This window comes from Streptomyces sp. NPDC059718, assembly GCF_042733315.1.
Lineage (GTDB): Bacteria > Actinomycetota > Actinomycetes > Streptomycetales > Streptomycetaceae > Actinacidiphila.
In genome coordinates this window covers 46,905-62,633 of the sequence record NZ_JBHWGA010000037.1, presented here as the reverse complement: position 1 = coordinate 62,633, position 15,729 = coordinate 46,905, and the positions used below count along the sequence as shown (strand labels likewise).

12 protein-coding genes are annotated in these 15,729 nt (G+C 73.3%); 7 read left to right on the top strand and 5 right to left on the bottom strand.

The window, feature by feature from the left end; genetic code table 11:
• The 3 genes from ACFV3E_RS33145 to ACFV3E_RS33135 form a co-directional block, all read left to right on the top strand.
• A partial coding sequence (locus tag ACFV3E_RS33145) for a pyridoxal-phosphate dependent enzyme (RefSeq protein WP_500538102.1) occupies positions 1-706 on the top strand: 706 nt, incomplete at its 5' end.
• A 210-nt stretch (positions 707-916) separates the two neighbouring features.
• Positions 917-1,879: an ATP-binding cassette domain-containing protein gene (locus ACFV3E_RS33140; RefSeq protein WP_500538100.1), complete on the top strand. Its 963-nt coding sequence runs from the start codon at positions 917-919 to the stop codon at positions 1,877-1,879.
• Positions 1,876-2,733, top strand: coding sequence for an ABC transporter permease (locus ACFV3E_RS33135; RefSeq protein ID WP_500366794.1), 858 nt, complete (start codon positions 1,876-1,878; stop codon positions 2,731-2,733). Before ACFV3E_RS33140 ends, ACFV3E_RS33135 begins: the two co-directional genes overlap by 4 nt.
• Before the next feature lie 84 nt (positions 2,734-2,817).
• On the opposite strand, the gene greA is transcribed toward ACFV3E_RS33135, so the two are convergent.
• Both greA and ACFV3E_RS33125 read right to left on the bottom strand, forming a co-directional pair.
• Positions 2,818-3,315, bottom strand: a complete 498-nt coding sequence (greA, locus tag ACFV3E_RS33130; RefSeq protein ID WP_499513667.1) for a transcription elongation factor GreA — start codon at positions 3,313-3,315, stop codon at positions 2,818-2,820.
• A gap of 179 nt (positions 3,316-3,494) precedes the next feature.
• The gene (locus tag ACFV3E_RS33125; protein WP_500538098.1) at positions 3,495-3,905 is read right to left on the bottom strand and encodes a DUF4307 domain-containing protein; all 411 of its coding nucleotides are present in this window, start codon (positions 3,903-3,905) and stop codon (positions 3,495-3,497) included.
• A gap of 107 nt (positions 3,906-4,012) precedes the next feature.
• Between ACFV3E_RS33125 and mca the strand changes: the two genes are divergently transcribed.
• Both mca and ACFV3E_RS33115 read left to right on the top strand, forming a co-directional pair.
• Positions 4,013-4,885 (top strand): mycothiol conjugate amidase Mca, encoded by an 873-nt coding sequence (gene mca, locus ACFV3E_RS33120; RefSeq protein ID WP_500326843.1) that lies wholly within the window; start codon positions 4,013-4,015, stop codon positions 4,883-4,885.
• Positions 4,886-4,889: 4 nt separating this feature from the next.
• Positions 4,890-5,168: a hypothetical protein gene (locus ACFV3E_RS33115; protein WP_500538096.1), complete on the top strand. Its 279-nt coding sequence runs from the start codon at positions 4,890-4,892 to the stop codon at positions 5,166-5,168.
• A 49-nt stretch (positions 5,169-5,217) separates the two neighbouring features.
• Here ACFV3E_RS33115 and ACFV3E_RS33110 read toward each other — a convergent pair whose 3' ends face one another.
• Together ACFV3E_RS33110 and ACFV3E_RS33105 are read right to left on the bottom strand one after the other, a co-directional pair.
• Positions 5,218-5,529, bottom strand: coding sequence for a hypothetical protein (locus ACFV3E_RS33110; RefSeq protein ID WP_500538094.1), 312 nt, complete (start codon positions 5,527-5,529; stop codon positions 5,218-5,220).
• Positions 5,530-5,611: 82 nt separating this feature from the next.
• The gene (locus tag ACFV3E_RS33105; protein ID WP_500538144.1) at positions 5,612-8,740 is read right to left on the bottom strand and encodes an AAA family ATPase; all 3,129 of its coding nucleotides are present in this window, start codon (positions 8,738-8,740) and stop codon (positions 5,612-5,614) included.
• Between the two features lie 328 nt (positions 8,741-9,068).
• Between ACFV3E_RS33105 and ACFV3E_RS33100 the strand changes: the two genes are divergently transcribed.
• The gene (locus ACFV3E_RS33100; protein WP_500538092.1) at positions 9,069-12,386 is read left to right on the top strand and encodes a S8 family serine peptidase; all 3,318 of its coding nucleotides are present in this window, start codon (positions 9,069-9,071) and stop codon (positions 12,384-12,386) included.
• A gap of 60 nt (positions 12,387-12,446) precedes the next feature.
• Here ACFV3E_RS33100 and ACFV3E_RS33095 read toward each other — a convergent pair whose 3' ends face one another.
• Complete coding sequence (locus ACFV3E_RS33095; protein WP_500538090.1) at positions 12,447-13,445, bottom strand: helix-turn-helix domain-containing protein; 999 nt, start codon at positions 13,443-13,445, stop codon at positions 12,447-12,449.
• 138 nt (positions 13,446-13,583) lie between these two features.
• On the opposite strand from ACFV3E_RS33095, the gene ACFV3E_RS33090 reads away from it, so the two are divergent.
• On the top strand, positions 13,584-15,614 hold the full coding sequence (locus ACFV3E_RS33090) for a thioredoxin domain-containing protein (RefSeq protein WP_500538089.1): 2,031 nt from the start codon (positions 13,584-13,586) through the stop codon (positions 15,612-15,614).
• The last annotated feature ends 115 nt before the right edge of the window (positions 15,615-15,729 follow it).

Sequence of the window (15,729 nt, the reverse complement as noted above, 5' to 3'; positions counted from 1 at the left end):
CCTGTGCCGGTTGGGGGGCCGTAGGGTGGGGGGGTGGGGGGGGGGGGGGCGGGGGGCGGGTGGGGGGGGGGGGGTGATGTGGGGGGGGCGGGTGGGGGGGGTGGTGGGCGTGCTGGGGGGGGGGGGGGCCGCCTGCACGCCGTCGCTGGCGGCGGGGCGGCCGGTGGCGCTGGACGCGGTGGCGACCATGGCGGACGGGATCAAGGTGGGCTGCCCCGGGGAGGTGCCGTTCGCCATCGTCCGGGACCTGGTGGACGAGGTGTGCACGGTCACCGAGGACGAGCTGTCCAGCGCGCTGCTGCTGTGCCTGGAGCGGGCGAAGCTGGTGGTCGAGCCGGCCGGGGCGAGCCCGGTGGCGGCTCTGCTGTCGCGGCCGGAGGCCTTCGACGGGCCGGTCGTCGCCGTGCTGTCCGGTGGCAACGTCGACCCGCTGCTGATGGAGCGCACCCTGCGGCACGGCATGGCGGCCGCCGGGCGCTACATGTCCTTCCGGCTGCGGCTCACGGACCGGCCGGGAGCCCTGGCGGCGCTGCTGGAGATCCTTTCGGCGAGTGACGCAAACGTGCTGGACATCGCGCACGTGCGCACGGATCCTCGGTTGGGGCTGACCGAGGCGGAGGTCGAGCTGCAGCTGGAGACCCGCGGCCCCGAGCACCGGGCCGCCGTGGCGGCGGCCCTGCGGACGGCTGGGTACGTGCTGCTCTGAGGCCGTTCGGGCCGGATTGTCAGTGGGGTGCGGCATGGTGGAGTCAGGGTGTCGTGGACGCGGGATGACGCGTGAGGGCGGAGCACGGATAAATCCGCTTGACGCGATATATCGCGTCTGGGATGCTCGCGACACATCGTGGTGCGCTGCCGTGCGGCGGCGTGCCCGCACAGTCCCCATGCACCCCAAGCCCCGAATCGGAGACATCGCATGCCAGGCGCCATCCATGCCGAAGGTCTGGTGAAGACCTTCGGTGACGTACGGGCACTGGACGGAGTGGACCTCGACGTCCCTGAGGGGACCGTCCTGGGCCTCCTCGGCCCCAACGGGGCCGGGAAGACGACCGCCGTACGCGTCCTGACCACCCTGCTGCAGCCCGACAGCGGCAAGGCCGTCGTGGCCGGAATAGACGTGCTGAAGCACCCCAACGAGGTGCGCCGGCAGATCGGCCTGTCCGGTCAGTTCGCGGCGGTCGACGAGTACCTCACCGGCCGCGAGAACCTGCAGATGGTCGGCCAGCTCTACCAGATGAGCGCCCGGGACGCGAAGGCCCGCGCGGCGGAGCTGCTCGATCGCTTCAACCTCGCCGAGGCGGCCGACCGTACGGCCAAGACCTACTCCGGCGGCATGCGGCGCCGGCTCGACCTGGCGGCCGCGCTGGTCGTCAGGCCGCCGGTGATGTTCATGGACGAGCCGACGACCGGCCTCGACCCCCGCAACCGCCTCGCGCTGTGGGAGGTCATCCAGGACCTGGTCGCCGGCGGCACCACGCTGCTGCTCACCACGCAGTACCTGGAGGAGGCCGACCACCTCGCCCACGACATCTGCGTGATCGACCACGGCAAGGTCATCGCCCGCGGCACCTCCGACGAGCTCAAGGCGCGGACCGGCGGCGAGCGCGTCGAGGTCGTCGTCCACGACCGCGACCACCTGGTGACCGCCACCGAGGTGCTGAACGGCTTCGGCAAGGGCGAGACCACCGTGGACAACCACACCCGGCGGATCACCGTGCCGGTCACGGGCGGCGCCAAGCTGCTCGCCGAGGTCATCCGTGAGCTCGACACCCGCGGCATCGAGATCGACGACATCGGTCTGCGCCGGCCCACGCTCGACGACGTGTTCATGTCCCTCACCGGCCACGCCGCCGAGGAGAAGGAAGAGGAGTCCCAGTGACCACGGTGACCGACGCGGTCTCCACCAGCGCGCCGCGCACCTCCAACCCGATCGTGCAGTCCGTCCGCGACTCGCTGGTGGTCGCCCGGCGCAACCTGATCCGCATGCTGCGCATCCCCGAGGTCGTGATCTTCGGCCTCGTGCAGCCGATCATGTTCGTGGTGCTGTTCAGCTACGTCTTCGGCGGCTCCATGAACGTCGGCGGCTCCACCAGCCCCGCGCTCTACCGCGAGTTCCTGATGGCCGGCATCTTCGCCCAGACCGTGACCTTCGCCACCGCGGGCGCCGGCGCGGGCATCGCGGACGACATGCACAAGGGCCTCATCGACCGCTTCCGGTCGCTGCCCATGGCCCGCGGTGCGGTGCTCACCGGCCGCACCCTGGCGGACCTGGTGCAGACCGCCCTGACCGTCGTGGTGCTCGCCATCGTCGCCGTGCTCGTCGGCTGGCGCGTCCACGAGGGCCTGCCCAAGGCGCTCGCGGCGTTCGGCCTGCTGCTCCTGCTCGGCTACGCCTTCTCCTGGATCGGCGCCCTGATCGGCCTGTCCGTCCGTACCCCGGAGGCGGCCACCTCCGGTGGTCTGATCTGGCTGTTCCCGCTGACGTTCATCTCGAACGCCTTCGTGGACTCCAACCAGATGACCCCCTGGCTGCGGCACATCGCCGAGTGGAACCCGTTCAGCGCCACCGTGCTGGCCTGCCGGGAGCTGTTCGGCAACCTGCCGCCGAACTACCAGACCCCGGACGTCTGGCCGATGCAGCACCCGGTGCTCGCCTCGGTGCTGTGGTCGATCGTCATCATCCTGGTCTTCCGCACCCTCGCGGTGCGCAAGTACCGCTCGGCGACCGCCTGATCCCGGCCCGCGGGCGCACGCCCGCGGCACACGACGAGCCCCCGGCCTTCCGGCCGGGGGCTCGTCCGCGTCTTGGGGGCGGCGTCAGCCGCTGTGCGGCTTGGCCTCGATGATCCGCACCGAGGCCTTCTTGCCGTTCGGGAGCTCGTACGTCGCGTCCTCGCCGATCTTCTTGCCGTTCACGCCCGAGCCGAGCGGGGACTGCGGCGAGTAGGTCTCCAGGTCGGAGGAGACGTACTCGCGCGAGCCGAGCAGGAACGTCAGGGTGTCGTCGGGGTCGCCGTCGAAGGCGATCGTCACGACCATGCCGGGCGCGACCACGCCGTTGTCCGCCGGCGCCTCGCCCACCTTGGCGTGCTGCAGGAGCTGCGTCAGCTGGCGGATCCGGAGCTCCAGCTTGCCCTGGTCCTCACGCGCCGCGTGGTAACCGGCGTTCTCCTTGAGATCGCCTTCCTGACGGGCTTCCTCGATCTTGGCGACGATCTCGGTGCGTGCGGGACCCGACAGGTGCTCCAGCTCTGCCTTGAGCTGGTCGTACGCCTCCTGGGTCAGCCAGGTGACGTTCTCGCTGGTCTGGGTCACAGGTGCTCCTCGTCGTACTCGAACTCGCTTGCTTACAAATGAACGCCCTACCCAAAAAGATGCGTCTTCGCGGGAGGGCGAAACCACGAGCGTAACAATTCCCCCCGACAATCGGCGAGAGGGAAATCATCAAGAAGCGATAAACGCAGGTCAGGGGGCGAATGACCGGGCAGGTCGGATCATCGGGCGGGCTGGCAGCCGACCAGTTCCGCGGTAGTGCCGCGACTGGTGGTGCGAATGGTGACGACGGTGTCGATGCGACCGGTGTGCTGATTGAGGCGAACGTCCTTGCGGCCGACTTCGCTGTGGTCCTCGGCGAGCGAACGCAGGGTGCAGACCGCCGTGACCCCTGTGTCCTTGCGCACCTCGATGTGGACCTGGACCTCCTGGTCGGAGACGACCTGGAACTTGATCAGTTCGGCGCTGACCTGCGTGCCGGTGAGCTTGTCCCAGCCGATCCAGCCGACGAACAGCAGCAGCACCACACCGAGCACCGAGCCGACGAGGCGCAGCCTGCGGTCCGCACGCGCGTCGTCCTCGGCCTCCCGCCCGTACCGTCCCTGGGGCAGTCCGTCGCGCACCGCGCTCATCGTTCAGTCCTCCCGGGGCCCGGGGAATCCCGCCTTGGAATCAAACAGCCCCTCGCTTCGGTCACTATAGAAGCCGCTACTTACGACCCATGACTGAGGATCCGACCTTGACCGAGCAGCTGCGACTGATGGCCGTGCACGCACACCCCGACGACGAGTCCAGCAAGGGCGCGGCCACCATGGCCAGGTACGTCTCCGAGGGCGTCGACGTCCTGGTCGCCACCTGCACCGGTGGCGAGCGCGGTTCCGTGCTCAACCCCAAACTGCAGGGCGACACGTACATCGAGGAGCACATCCACGAGGTCCGCGCCAAGGAGATGGACGAGGCGCGCGAGATCCTCGGCGTCCAGCAGTCCTGGCTCGGCTACGTCGACTCCGGGCTCCCCGAGGGGGATCCGCTGCCCCCGCTGCCCGAGGGCTGCTTCGCCCTCCAGGACGTGGACGAGGCCGCGGGCACCCTGGTGAAGCTCATCCGCGAGTTCCGCCCGCACGTGATCACCACGTACGACGAGAACGGCGGCTACCCGCACCCCGACCACATCATGACCCACAAGATCTCGATGGTCGCCTTCGACGCCGCGGGCGACCCCGAGCGCTACCCCGAGGCCGGCGAGCCGTGGACGCCGCTGAAGCTCTACTACAACCAGGGCTTCAACCGGCAGCGCACCGTCGCCCTGCACGAGGCCCTGCTCGCCCGCGGCCTGGAGTCCCCGTACGGGGAGTGGCTGGAGCGCTGGCAGACCGCCGACCGGCCGGAACGCAACATCACCACGCACGTGCCGTGCGCGGACTTCTTCGAGATCCGGGACAAGGCGCTGCTCGCCCACGCCACCCAGATCGACCCCGACGGCGCCTGGTTCCACGTCCCGATGGAGCTCCAGAAGGAGATCTGGCCGACCGAGGACTACGAGCTCGCGAAGTCCCGGGTGGACACCTCCCTCCCCGAGGACGACCTCTTCGCGGGCATCCGGGAGAATTGAGCGCGTGAACGCGACACTCGGCACGGCCGCAGCCCAGCTCGTCCCCCTCGCCGTCAAGGACCTGGACGAGAACAAGGTGACGCCCGGCCTCCTCGGCTTCGTCATCTTCGCCCTCATCGGCCTCTCCCTGTGGTGGCTGATGAAGAACATGAACAAGCAGTTCAAGAAGATCGACTTCGAGGAGCAGCCGGAGCAGGAGCAGGCGGGGCAGGCCGGGCAGCCCTCGGAGCCGGCCAAGGCCTCCGCCGCTTCCGGCGCCGAGGGCCCCCGCCGCAAGGGCTGAGGCACGCCGGACACCCCCTCCCGGCACGGGAGGGGGTACGGCGGCGCGCTCACTCCGGCGCGGCGACCGTGACCCGTGTGAAGAGCAGCGGGACGCCCTCGTCGTCGGAGCGGGTGTACGAGGTCCGCACCGCGACCACCCGCACGTCGTGGTCGTGCACGGCGACGTGCCCGCCGACGGCCGGTACGGGGAGCGCCCCGCTGGAGACGATCACGGCGAGGCCGTCGTCGACGGCGTCCGGCGCCTCCCAGGCGAAGGTGATCGTGTGCCGCACCGGACTCTCGTGGTAGATGCTGGCCTCGCGCGGCAGCGCCTGCTCCCGGTCGCGGATGGGCTGGAGCGCAGCGGGCAGCCGGTCCATGGTTCGTCCTCTCGCGGTCGGTCCCCGTCGCGATTGTCGCCCGTGGGACGTCCCGGAGCGGGTGACACGCTGGGCCGGGCCCTCAGCCCTCCACCGCCCGGTCCACCGGCACGGCCATCACCATGCGGGCGCCCCGCGACGGCACCATGCCCAGCCGCCAGGCCTCCCACGGGGTGCCCGGCTCCACGCCGCGCTCCAGCAGAAGGGCGTAGGCCTCCGCGTACTCCTGCAGGTCCAGGTCGCGGCCCTCGTACGGGTCGTCCGTCAGCCGGGCGAGCCGCCCGCGGGCCTCGGCGGCGCCCTCGCGGGAGAGCAGCGGCAGCAGCGTGCACTGCAGGAAGCGCGCCCACGCCAGGCCGCGCCGGTCGTCCATGCCGGCGAAGAGCCGCTCCGCCTCCCGCACCAGCTCCAGGGCCGCCGGGACCCGCCCGTTGCCGGCGTCGACGACGGCGAGCTCCACACAGGACCAGCCCTCGCCGTGCGGCACCCCGACGCGGTGGAAGTCGGCGCGGGCGTCCTGCAGGAGCTGGCGGGCGAAACCGCTGTTGCGCAGGTTGCCGGTGAGCGCCGCCCGCTGGTCGCGGGTGACCCGGCCGGAGTGGTGGCGGGCGCAGGCCAGCCCGTAGACGTCCCGCATCCGGCTGAACATGGTGCGGGAGCGCTCCAGGGCCCGCAGGGCCGCGTCCAGTTCGCCGCCCTCCTCCAGCGCCTGGCCGAGGTAGTACAGCGACCACGCCTCGCCGCGGGCGTCCTCGTTCGCGCGGTGGCGGGCCAGGGCGTCGCCCAGCAGGTGCTGGGCGGCGCCGGCGTCCCCGCGCAGCAGGCGGGCGCGGCCGAGCTGGGTGACGGTCCAGGCCTCACCGCGGGGGTCGCGGGTCGCGGCGTAGCACTCGCCCGCGGTACGCAGCTCGGTCTCGCCGCGCCCGGCGTCGCCGAGCCGCAGCAGCAACTGCCCCAGTTGCAGGTGGGCCCAGGCCTCGCCGTGCACGCTCTCGCTCTCCCGGTGCAGGGCCAGTGACTCGGCCAGCAGCCCGTGCGCCTCCGCCAGCCGGCCGGCGTCGCGCAGCACCGCCGCCAGTGCGTGCTGCGTCCAGGCCCGGTCGGCCCGCAGCTCGTCGCCGGCCTGCAGTTCCAGGGCCTCCCGCAACTTGGCCTCCGCCTCCCGCAGGCCGCCCTGCTGGTGCAGCGTGATGCCCAGGCTGCACAGGGCGCGGGCGGCGCCCGCCGGGTGGTGCGCCTCGAAGTACAGGTCGACCACCGACGACAGCGTCGAGCGGGCCTTGTCCAGCTCGCCGAGCTGCCGCGCGGCGATGCCGGTCCGCCACTGCACCGAGCGGACCAGCACCGACTGGTCGGCCTCCCGCTGGTGCGCCTGGGCCAGCTCGCTGATCTCGCCCAGCCGGTACAGGTCGCCGCGGAGCAGGCAGTAGTCGCACAGCGCGCCGAGCAGGTGCTGCACCACCCGCTGGTCGACGCCGTCGGAGTGCCGCAGCGCCGCGGTGATGAAGCTCGACTCCTCGTCCAGCCAGCGCAGCGCCTGGTCCAGCGACGGGAAGCCCTGCGGCCCGAAGCGGTCGGCGCGGGTCGAGGTCCGGCCGTCGACGAGCCGGATGACCGCGTCCGCCAGCTCGGCGTAGCTGCGGATCAGGCGCTCCTGGGCGGCCGCCCGCTCGGCCGGGTCCTCCTCGTCCAGCAGGCGCGCGTGCGCGAAGCGCCGTACGAGGTCGTGCAGCCGGTAGCGGCTGCCGCGCACGTGCTCGATGAGACCGGCCGAGGCCAGTTCCCCCAGCCGCCGGGCAGCCTCCTGCTCCTCCGCCCCCAGCAGGGCCGCGGCGGCCGCCGCGCCGAGGCTCGTCCGCCCGGCGAGCGCCAGCCGCCGCAGCAGCCGGCGGGCGGGCTCGGGCTGGTCGTGGTAGCGCAGCGCCAGCGCCCGGTCGACCGGGCCCACCGGGCCGTACGCCGCCAGGTCGGCCGCCAGCCGCTCCGCGCCCCGGTCGGGCAGCGAACTGCCCGCGATGCGCAGCGCCAGCGGCAGCCCGCCGCACAGCCGCCGTACGGCGTCGGCGGCACCGGCGCCGTCCGCCGCCGTGAGGGCGCCGGACGACAGGCCGGCCAGCAGCTCCCGTGACGCCTCCGCCCCGAGCGGGTCGACCGGCAGGGCGTAGACGCGGGCCGCAGGCACGTCGAGGGAGAGCGGTTCCGCCGACGTGACCAGGACGAGGCTGTCGGAGCGCTCCGGGACCAGGGCGCGGATCTGCTCGGGTCCGGCGGCGTCGTCGAGGACGATGACGACGGGCACGTCGGTGAGGTGCTTCTGGTACTGGTCGGCCAGCCGTCGCAGATGCTGCTCCTGGGAGGTGCGCTCGCGGAACAGGAGTTGTTCGCGGGGCGCCCCGAGCCGGTTGAGCAGGTGCAGCAGCGCGTCCCGTACGGGCAGCGGGCGCTCCCCGGGAGCGGCGCCGCGCAGGTCGACGACGCAGGCGCCGCGGAACTGGTCCTTGAGCTGCTGGGCGGCGCGCACGGCGAGCGTGGTGCGCCCGGAACCGGCCTGGCCGTGCAGGACGACCACGACGGGCTCCGAGGCCGGGGAGACCCGCGCCTGGTGCACCCACTGGGCGATCTGCCGCAGAGGGTCCCTGCGGCCGGCGAACGGCCCCTCGGTGGCGGGAAGCTGGGCGAAGGACTGCTCCAGGACGCTGCGCCCCCGCGCGGCGGCGCTGCGGTCGGTGCGGCGTTGCGCCGGCACCTTCGCGGGGGCCGGCGCGGCGCGCCGGCGCTCCAGGAACGGCCGTACACCGCGCTGTTCCACGGCTTCCAGCCAGACCTGCCGCAGGTCCTGCGGCCGGGTGCCGCCACCGCCCGTCGCCAGCGCGGCCGTCACGGCCGCACCGGCGACCGCCACCACGCCGCCGACGCCCAGCGCGGTGGAGGTCGGCGTGCCCCAGCCGAGGTCCGCCACGCATGCCGCGACGGCGGCGACGGCGGTCACCAGCGCGGGGGTGACCAGCGACGACCGGCGGCCCGAGCGTTCCGCCGCCAGCGCGTCGGTGTACACCCCGTACTCGGCCGCCGCCGCGGCCGCTATCTCGTCGACCGCCGCCCGGGCCTGCCGCAGCGCCTCCTCCGCCTCGCCGGAGCGCCCGCCCTGCGGCTCACCGGCGACGGCGCGTTCCAGCAGCCGTAACACCTCGGCCTTGTCGGACGTGCTCAGTTGCGTCCGCCGTCGCGGCGTCTGCTTCGTCACCCATGGCCCCCTCGGTAGCCGCCCGTCCCCAAGTGTCCTGCCGAACACGTCACATCGCGACACCGCGTGCGCGGGCGGACACGTCCGGACGTGCCCGGGCGGCCCGCCCCGGGCGGCGGCTGGAACGCCTTTTGAGCACCTTTGCGGCTCATGCGTCGTGGCGGAAAGGTGACTTGTCCTCTGACCGACAGGTGGAAGTGCTGACCGCCGCCCGGTGACGGGGCCACGCTGTCGCCCCATGAGACAGATGAACTACAGGTGGCGGCCGAGGGTCGGAACCCCTCGGCCGCAGTATGTGGCGGCCGCTGCCCTCGCCGCGCTGCTGGCGGGTCTGACCGCCACCCCCGGCGCCGCCCAGGGCACCGAGCGGGCCGACGCGGCCGTGCGGGGCGAGGCGGCCGGGTCCACCGGATCCGCCCGGCACCACGTCACCCTGATCACCGGCGACCGCGTCACGCTGGAGACGGCCCCGTCGGGCGGGCAGAGCGTCTCGGTCCAACCGGCCGCGGGCCGGGAGCACATCACCTTCGTCAAGCGCCAGAACGGCGGCGACTGGTCGGTCATACCCGTCGACGCGCTGCCCCTGCTCGCGGCGGACCGCCTCGACAAGGCGCTGTTCAACGTCTCGGCCCTGGCCAGGGGGAAGTACGCCGAGCGGTCGAGGCTGCCGCTCATCGTCGAGTACACGGGTGACGCGGGCACCGCCGGGCGCCGGCTCACCGCGGCCGGTGCCGACGGGGTCCGCACCATCGCCGGGACCTCCTTCGCGACCCTCGGCCAGGACCGCGCGGGCGCCGCGGAGTTCTGGAAGGACATCGCCCCCGCCGAGGCGGGCGCCACGTCCTTCGGCGCGGGCATCCGCCGGGTCTGGCTCGACGGCCGCTCCAAGGTCCGGCTCGACCGGACGGTGCCGCACATCGGGGCACCGCAGGCCTGGGCGAAGGGCTACCGGGGCGACGGCGTCAAGGTCGCGGTGCTCGACACCGGGTACGACCCGAACCACCCGGACCTGGGGGGCCTCATCGAGGAGTCCGCCAACTTCACCGCCGAGGCGGACACGGACGACCTGAACGGCCACGGCACCCACGTCACCTCGACCGTCGCCGGTTCCGGCGCGGCCTCCGACGGCCGGTTCAAGGGTGTCGCGCCCGGTGCGCGGATCCTGTCGGGCAAGGTCTGCAACGCGGCCGGCTCCTGCGACGACTCCGACGTCCTCGAAGGCATGGCCTGGGCCGCCGAGCGCGGCGCCAAGGTGATCAGCCTCAGCCTGGGCGACACCGACACCCCGGAGACCGACGCCCTCGAGGCTATGGTCGAGAGCGTCACCCGTGACCACGGCGTCCTGGTCGTGGCCGCGGCCGGCAACAGCGGTCCCGGCAAGGTCGGTTCCCCCGCCTCCGCCGACCGCGCGCTCGCCGTCGGCGCCACCGACCTCGACGACGAGCTCGCCCACTTCAGCTCGATCGGCCCGCGGGTGGGCGACTTCGGCCTCAAGCCCGACCTCGTCGCACCCGGCGTCGGCGTCGTCGCCGCACGGGCGGGCGGTACGACCGCCGAGGACGGCTACACCGCGATGGACGGCACCTCGATGGCGACCCCGCACGTCGCCGGTGCCGCCGCCATCCTCTTCCAGCAGCACCCCGACTGGACGCCCGAGCAGGTCAAGCGCCAGCTGATGCAGTCGACGGCGGCCGGCAAGGAGCGCGGCGCCTACTTCCAGGGCGCGGGCCGGGTCGACGTCGCCCGCGCGGTCGGCCAGCAGGTCACCGCCGCGACCACCGCAGTGGACTTCGGGCAGATCCGCTGGTCCGACGGCCCGCGGCCGCCGGTGCAGAAGACGATCACCTACAGCAACCCGGGCAGCGCGCCCGTCACGCTCGGCCTGTCGCTCAACGTCTCCCACGACGCGGGCAAGCCCGCGCCGCAGGGCCTGTTCCGGCTCGGCGCCGACCAGGTCACCGTGCCCGCCCACGGCACCGCCGACGTCGCCGTCACCGCGAGCCCGGAGACCGCCACGACCTACGCGGCGTACAGCGGCGTGGTCATCGCGGCCACCGCCGACCAGGCCGTCTCGGTGCGCGTCCCGGTCGGCATGGACGTCGAGCAGCCCTCGCACAGCCTCCGCCTCACCGTGAAGGACCGCTCCGGCAAGGCCCCCGCCCACGCCTACCTGCTCGTCACCGCGGCCGACGGCGAGGTCCGCGAGGTGGAGCTGCACGGCACGTCCGGCACCGAGCTGAGGGTGCCGCGCGACGGCAGGACCTACTCCGTGAACGGCTTCCTCTTCGACGCGGAGTACACCGAGGCCACCGTGGTGGGCGCGCCGAAGGTCGTGATGAGCGCCGACCGGGACGTCGCCATCGACGCCCGGAAGGCGAAGCCCGTCACGGTCTCGGCCCCGAACCGCTCGGCCCGCATCAAGTACGCCGAGGTCGGCACCATCGCCCTGGACGGCAACCTGTTCTCCGTCCCCGTGAACGACGCGGTCGGCGGCGACCGCATCACGAACGTGTACGCCGTCCCGACGGCGACGTCCAAGGACTCGGCGTTCACCTACCTGGTCAGCACCATCTGGGTCGATCCCGCGGGCGCCGACGGGAACCCCTCCTCGGTCTACTACCTCACCCGGCCGGTGCGCGGGCAGATCCCGGCCGATCCCGGCTACCGCCCCCGTACGTCGCAGCTGGCCACGGTCAACAGCACGCTCGCCGCCACCGCGCCGGACACCACCGCGTACCGCAGCGTGTGGCTGTCCCTCGGCAAGCTCCGCTGGGTCCACGGGATGGACGGACTCCCGCTCCCGAACCGGCGGGTCGACTACTTCTCGCCGAGCGAGGACCTGCGCTGGCAGAGCGTCTTCGAGCAGAACTTCTTCACCAGGCCGGACGCCCACGGGCAGAGCTTCCTCAGCCGCCTGCACAGCTACCGGGCCGGAACCTTCGAGGAGCGCTGGAACCAGGGCGTCCAGGGCTCGGGCTTCTCGCCCGAGTGGGTGATCACCTCCCGCGAGGGCGACGCCATGACGTTCGCGATCCAGGACGCCGCCAACGGGAACCTCGACCTGGTGGCCGGGACGACGTCCAGCAGCCGGCCGAAGTGGGAGCTGCGACGCAACGGTGAGGTCGTCTCGACGAACCGGGGGTTCGCCACCGTGCCGGCCGACGTCACCCCCGCCGACTACGTCGCGACGTTCGAGCAGGAGCGCGACCTCGTCCCCAGCACCATCTCCACGCGTCTGAAGTCCGAGTGGCGGTTCCGGTCGCAGACGACGGCGACCCGGCAGGCACTGCCGATGATGGCCGTGCTCATGTCGCCCCGGCTTGACGAGTGGAACCGGGCCGAGGCCGGTTTCCGGTTCGACATCCCGGCCCTGGTCCAGCGTCCGGTCGGCGCAGCCGAGTCGCCCGTCCGCACCTTCACCGCCGAGGTCTCCTACGACGAGGGCAGGACCTGGCACACGGCCAAGGTCAAGGGCACCGGGACGAAGCGCACCGTGACCGTGGACCACCCGCGCCGCTCCTCGGCCGGTTCGGTCAGCCTGCGCACCTACGTCGAGGACGCGGCGGGCAACTCCTTCAAGCAGACCGTGATCGAGGCCTACCTGCTCAAGTAGCCGCCGAACGGCACGGCAGGGCCCGCCGGATCCGTCCGGCGGGCCCGCACCGCCGTCCGCTCAGAGCCAGTTGCGGCGCGCCGCGTGCCAGCCCAGCTGCATGCGGGTGGCGACGCCCGCGAGGCTCATCAGCCCCTGGATGCGCCGCTGGACGGTGCGCTTGCTCACGCGCAGCTGCCCGGCGATCGCCTCGTCGGTCATGCCGGCGACCATCAGGGAGAGCAGGTGCCGGTCCTCCGCGACCGGCGCCGCCGGATCCTCCGGCCCCGCACCGCCGATCTGCCCCTCCTCGGTCACCCGCAGCGGCGCGCCGACCTCCCAGTAGTGCTGGAACAGGTCGATCAGCGCCTCCAGCAGGCTGCTCTCCCGCACCAGCGCCGTCTTGAGCTCCCGCGGACCGCCCGGCGCACCGGCGGAGGACAGCGGGAGGACGGCCAGCGACCGGTCGGCCACGGCCATCCGCAGAGGCAGCCTGGGCACCGCCCGGGCGACCTCGCCGGCGCGCACCCCCTTGACGACGTTGTCCACCGCACCGGGGTCGTCGAAGTAGGCCTGCTCGTACAGGACCCGGTACAGCACGCCCCGGCCCAGCGCGTCGTACTCCTCCCGGTTGCTGCCCGCGGGCATCGCCACGTGGCGGGCCTTGCAGAACCACAGCATCTCGTGGCGGACGCCGTCCTGGAGCTGCCGCAGACGCTGCCGCAGCGCCGCCGCGCCGCTGATGACCTCGATCGCCTCCCCCGCTCCCCAGGAGCGCGCGCTGCGGCGGTAGGTCTCCACCAGCCCGAGCACGACCGCCCGGTCCTGCTCCAGTGCCTCCGCGTGGCGCTGCAGCCGGGGTACGAGCGCGACCTCCGGCGGGATGACCGCGAACGCGCCGGGACTCTCCTCCAGCGCGTACGCCAGTCCCTTGGCCTCCAGCGCCAACAGCAGCCGCCCGACCGCCGGGGGGCCGAGGTCGGTACGTCCGCAGATCTCCTCGGCGGACGCCGACTCGGTGACGAGCAGCAGCCGGTACACCTCGGCCTCGGCGGCCGTGAGACCCACCGTCTCCAGCATGTCGGCCCCTCTCGCAGCACCGTCCGCCGGTCGATTCCATCAGCACGAACGGCTGCGGACAACGTCCGTTGCCGCGGGCAACCGGGCTCGCCGCGCGGGGACGGGACGCCGGACGGCGCGATGTGTGAGGCTGGGGGCATGGTCAATCGACTGAGCGGTTCCACGTCCCCGTACCTGCTGCAGCACGCCGACAACCCGGTGCACTGGTGGCCGTGGGGCGAGGGGGCCTTCACGGAGGCCCGGGACCGCGGGGTGCCGGTGCTGCTCAGCGTGGGGTACAGCAGCTGCCACTGGTGCCACGTCATGGCCAGGGAGTCCTTCGAGGACGAGGCGACCGCCGCGTACCTCAACGAGCACTTCGTGTCGGTGAAGGTCGACCGCGAGGAACGCCCCGACGTCGACGCCGTCTACATGGAGGCCGTGCAGGCGGCGACCGGGCAGGGCGGCTGGCCGATGACGGTCTTCCTGACGCCCGGGGGCGAGCCGTTCTACTTCGGCACCTACTTCCCGCCCGCCCCGCGGCACGGCATGCCCTCCTTCCGGCAGGTGCTGGAGGGCGTCGAGGCCGCCTGGCGCGAGCGCCGCGACGAGGTCGGGGCGGTCGCGGCGAGCATCGTGAAGGACCTGGGCGGACGTTCGCTGACCCTCGGCGGTGCGGCCGTCCCGGGGGAGGAACAGCTCGCGGCGGCACTGCTGGGGCTCACCCGGGACTACGACCCCTCGTACGGCGGGTTCGGCGGCGCGCCGAAGTTCCCGCCGTCGATGGCCCTGGAGTTCCTGCTGCGGCACCACGCCCGCACCGGTTCCGAGGGCGCCCTGCAGATGGCGCGGGACACCTGCGAGGCGATGGCCCGCGGCGGCATCTACGACCAGCTCGGCGGCGGCTTCGCGCGCTACTCCGTGGACCGCAAGTGGGTCGTGCCGCACTTCGAGAAGATGCTCTACGACAACGCCCTGCTCTGCCGGCTCTACGCGCACCTGTGGCGCGCCACCGGCTCCGACCTGGCCCGCCGGGTCGCCCTGGAGACCGCGGACTTCCTCGTGCGCGAGCTGCGCACCCACGAGGGCGGCTTCGCCTCCGCGCTCGACGCCGACAGCGACAAGCCGGGCGGCGGCCACGGCGAGGGCGCCTTCTACGTCTGGACGCCGGCGGAACTGGAGGAGGTCCTCGGCAAGGAGGACGCGGCGCTGGCCGCCGAGTACTTCGGCGTGACGGAGGACGGCACCTTCGAGGAGGGCGCGTCCGTGCTCCAACTCCCCGCCGACGGTGGCTTCGTGGACGCCGGGCGGATCGCCTCGGTGCGCCGGCGGCTGTTCACCGCGCGGGAGGGACGGCCCCGCCCCGGCCGCGACGACAAGGTCGTCGCCGCCTGGAACGGGCTGGCGGTCGCCGCGCTCGCCGAGACCGGCGCGTACTTCGAGCGCCCGGACCTGGTCGCGGCCGCCGTCGAGGCCTCGGACCTGCTGGTGCGGGTCCACATGGACGCCCGCGGCCGGCTCGCCCGGACCTCGCGGGACGGCACGGTGGGCGGCAACGCCGGCGTGCTGGAGGACTACGCCGACGTCGCGGAGGGCTTCCTCGCGCTCGCCGCGGTGACCGGCGAGGGCGTGTGGCTGGACCTCGCCGGGCTCCTGCTCGACTCCGTGCTGCGGCACTTCACCGGGGAGGACGGCACGCTCTACGACACCGCAGACGACGCCGAGGCGCTGATCCGCCGCCCGCAGGACCCGACCGACAACGCCGCCCCCTCGGGCTGGACGGCCGCGGCCGGCGCGCTGCTGTCGTACGCCGCGTACACCGGCTCCTCCCGCCACCGCGAGGCCGCCGAAGGGGCGCTGGGCGTCGTGGGCGCCCTCGCCGGACGGGTGCCGCGGTTCATCGGCTGGGGGCTGGCGGTCGCCGAGGCGGCGCTCGACGGCCCGCGGGAGGTCGCCGTGGTCGGCCCGGCGGGCGACGCCGGCACGGCGGCGCTGCACCGCACCGCGCTGCTGGGCACCGCCCCGGGCGCGGTGGTCGCGGTGGGGGAGCCCGCCACGGACGAGTACGCCCTCCTGGCCGACCGCCCGCTGCTCGACGGCCGTCCCGCGGCCTACGTCTGCCGGCACTTCGTGTGCGCGGCGCCGACCGCGGACCCGCAGGCCCTGGCGGAGCAACTGGGCGCGCGCTGAGGCGCGCCGCGTCGTGCAGCCGCGCGGCGTTCGCCGGCATCTCCCTCGCGCGCAAGGCCGGTCGGTGAACCGGCTTTGCGCGGACCGTCGTTGCGTGCGATGGCGTCCGGAACCC

What these genes read in the sequence shown, in the direction of transcription:
- ACFV3E_RS33110 (WP_500538094.1), bottom strand. Translation starts at nt 5,529, where the DNA reads ATGGACCGGCTGCCCGCTGCGCTCCAGCCCATCCGCGACCGGGAGCAG.
- ACFV3E_RS33095 (WP_500538090.1), bottom strand. Translation starts at nt 13,445, where the DNA reads ATGCTGGAGACGGTGGGTCTCACGGCCGCCGAGGCCGAGGTGTACCGG.
- ACFV3E_RS33125 (WP_500538098.1), bottom strand. Translation starts at nt 3,905, where the DNA reads ATGAGCGCGGTGCGCGACGGACTGCCCCAGGGACGGTACGGGCGGGAG.
- ACFV3E_RS33090 (WP_500538089.1), top strand. Translation starts at nt 13,584, where the DNA reads ATGGTCAATCGACTGAGCGGTTCCACGTCCCCGTACCTGCTGCAGCAC.
- ACFV3E_RS33140 (WP_500538100.1), top strand. Translation starts at nt 917, where the DNA reads ATGCCAGGCGCCATCCATGCCGAAGGTCTGGTGAAGACCTTCGGTGAC.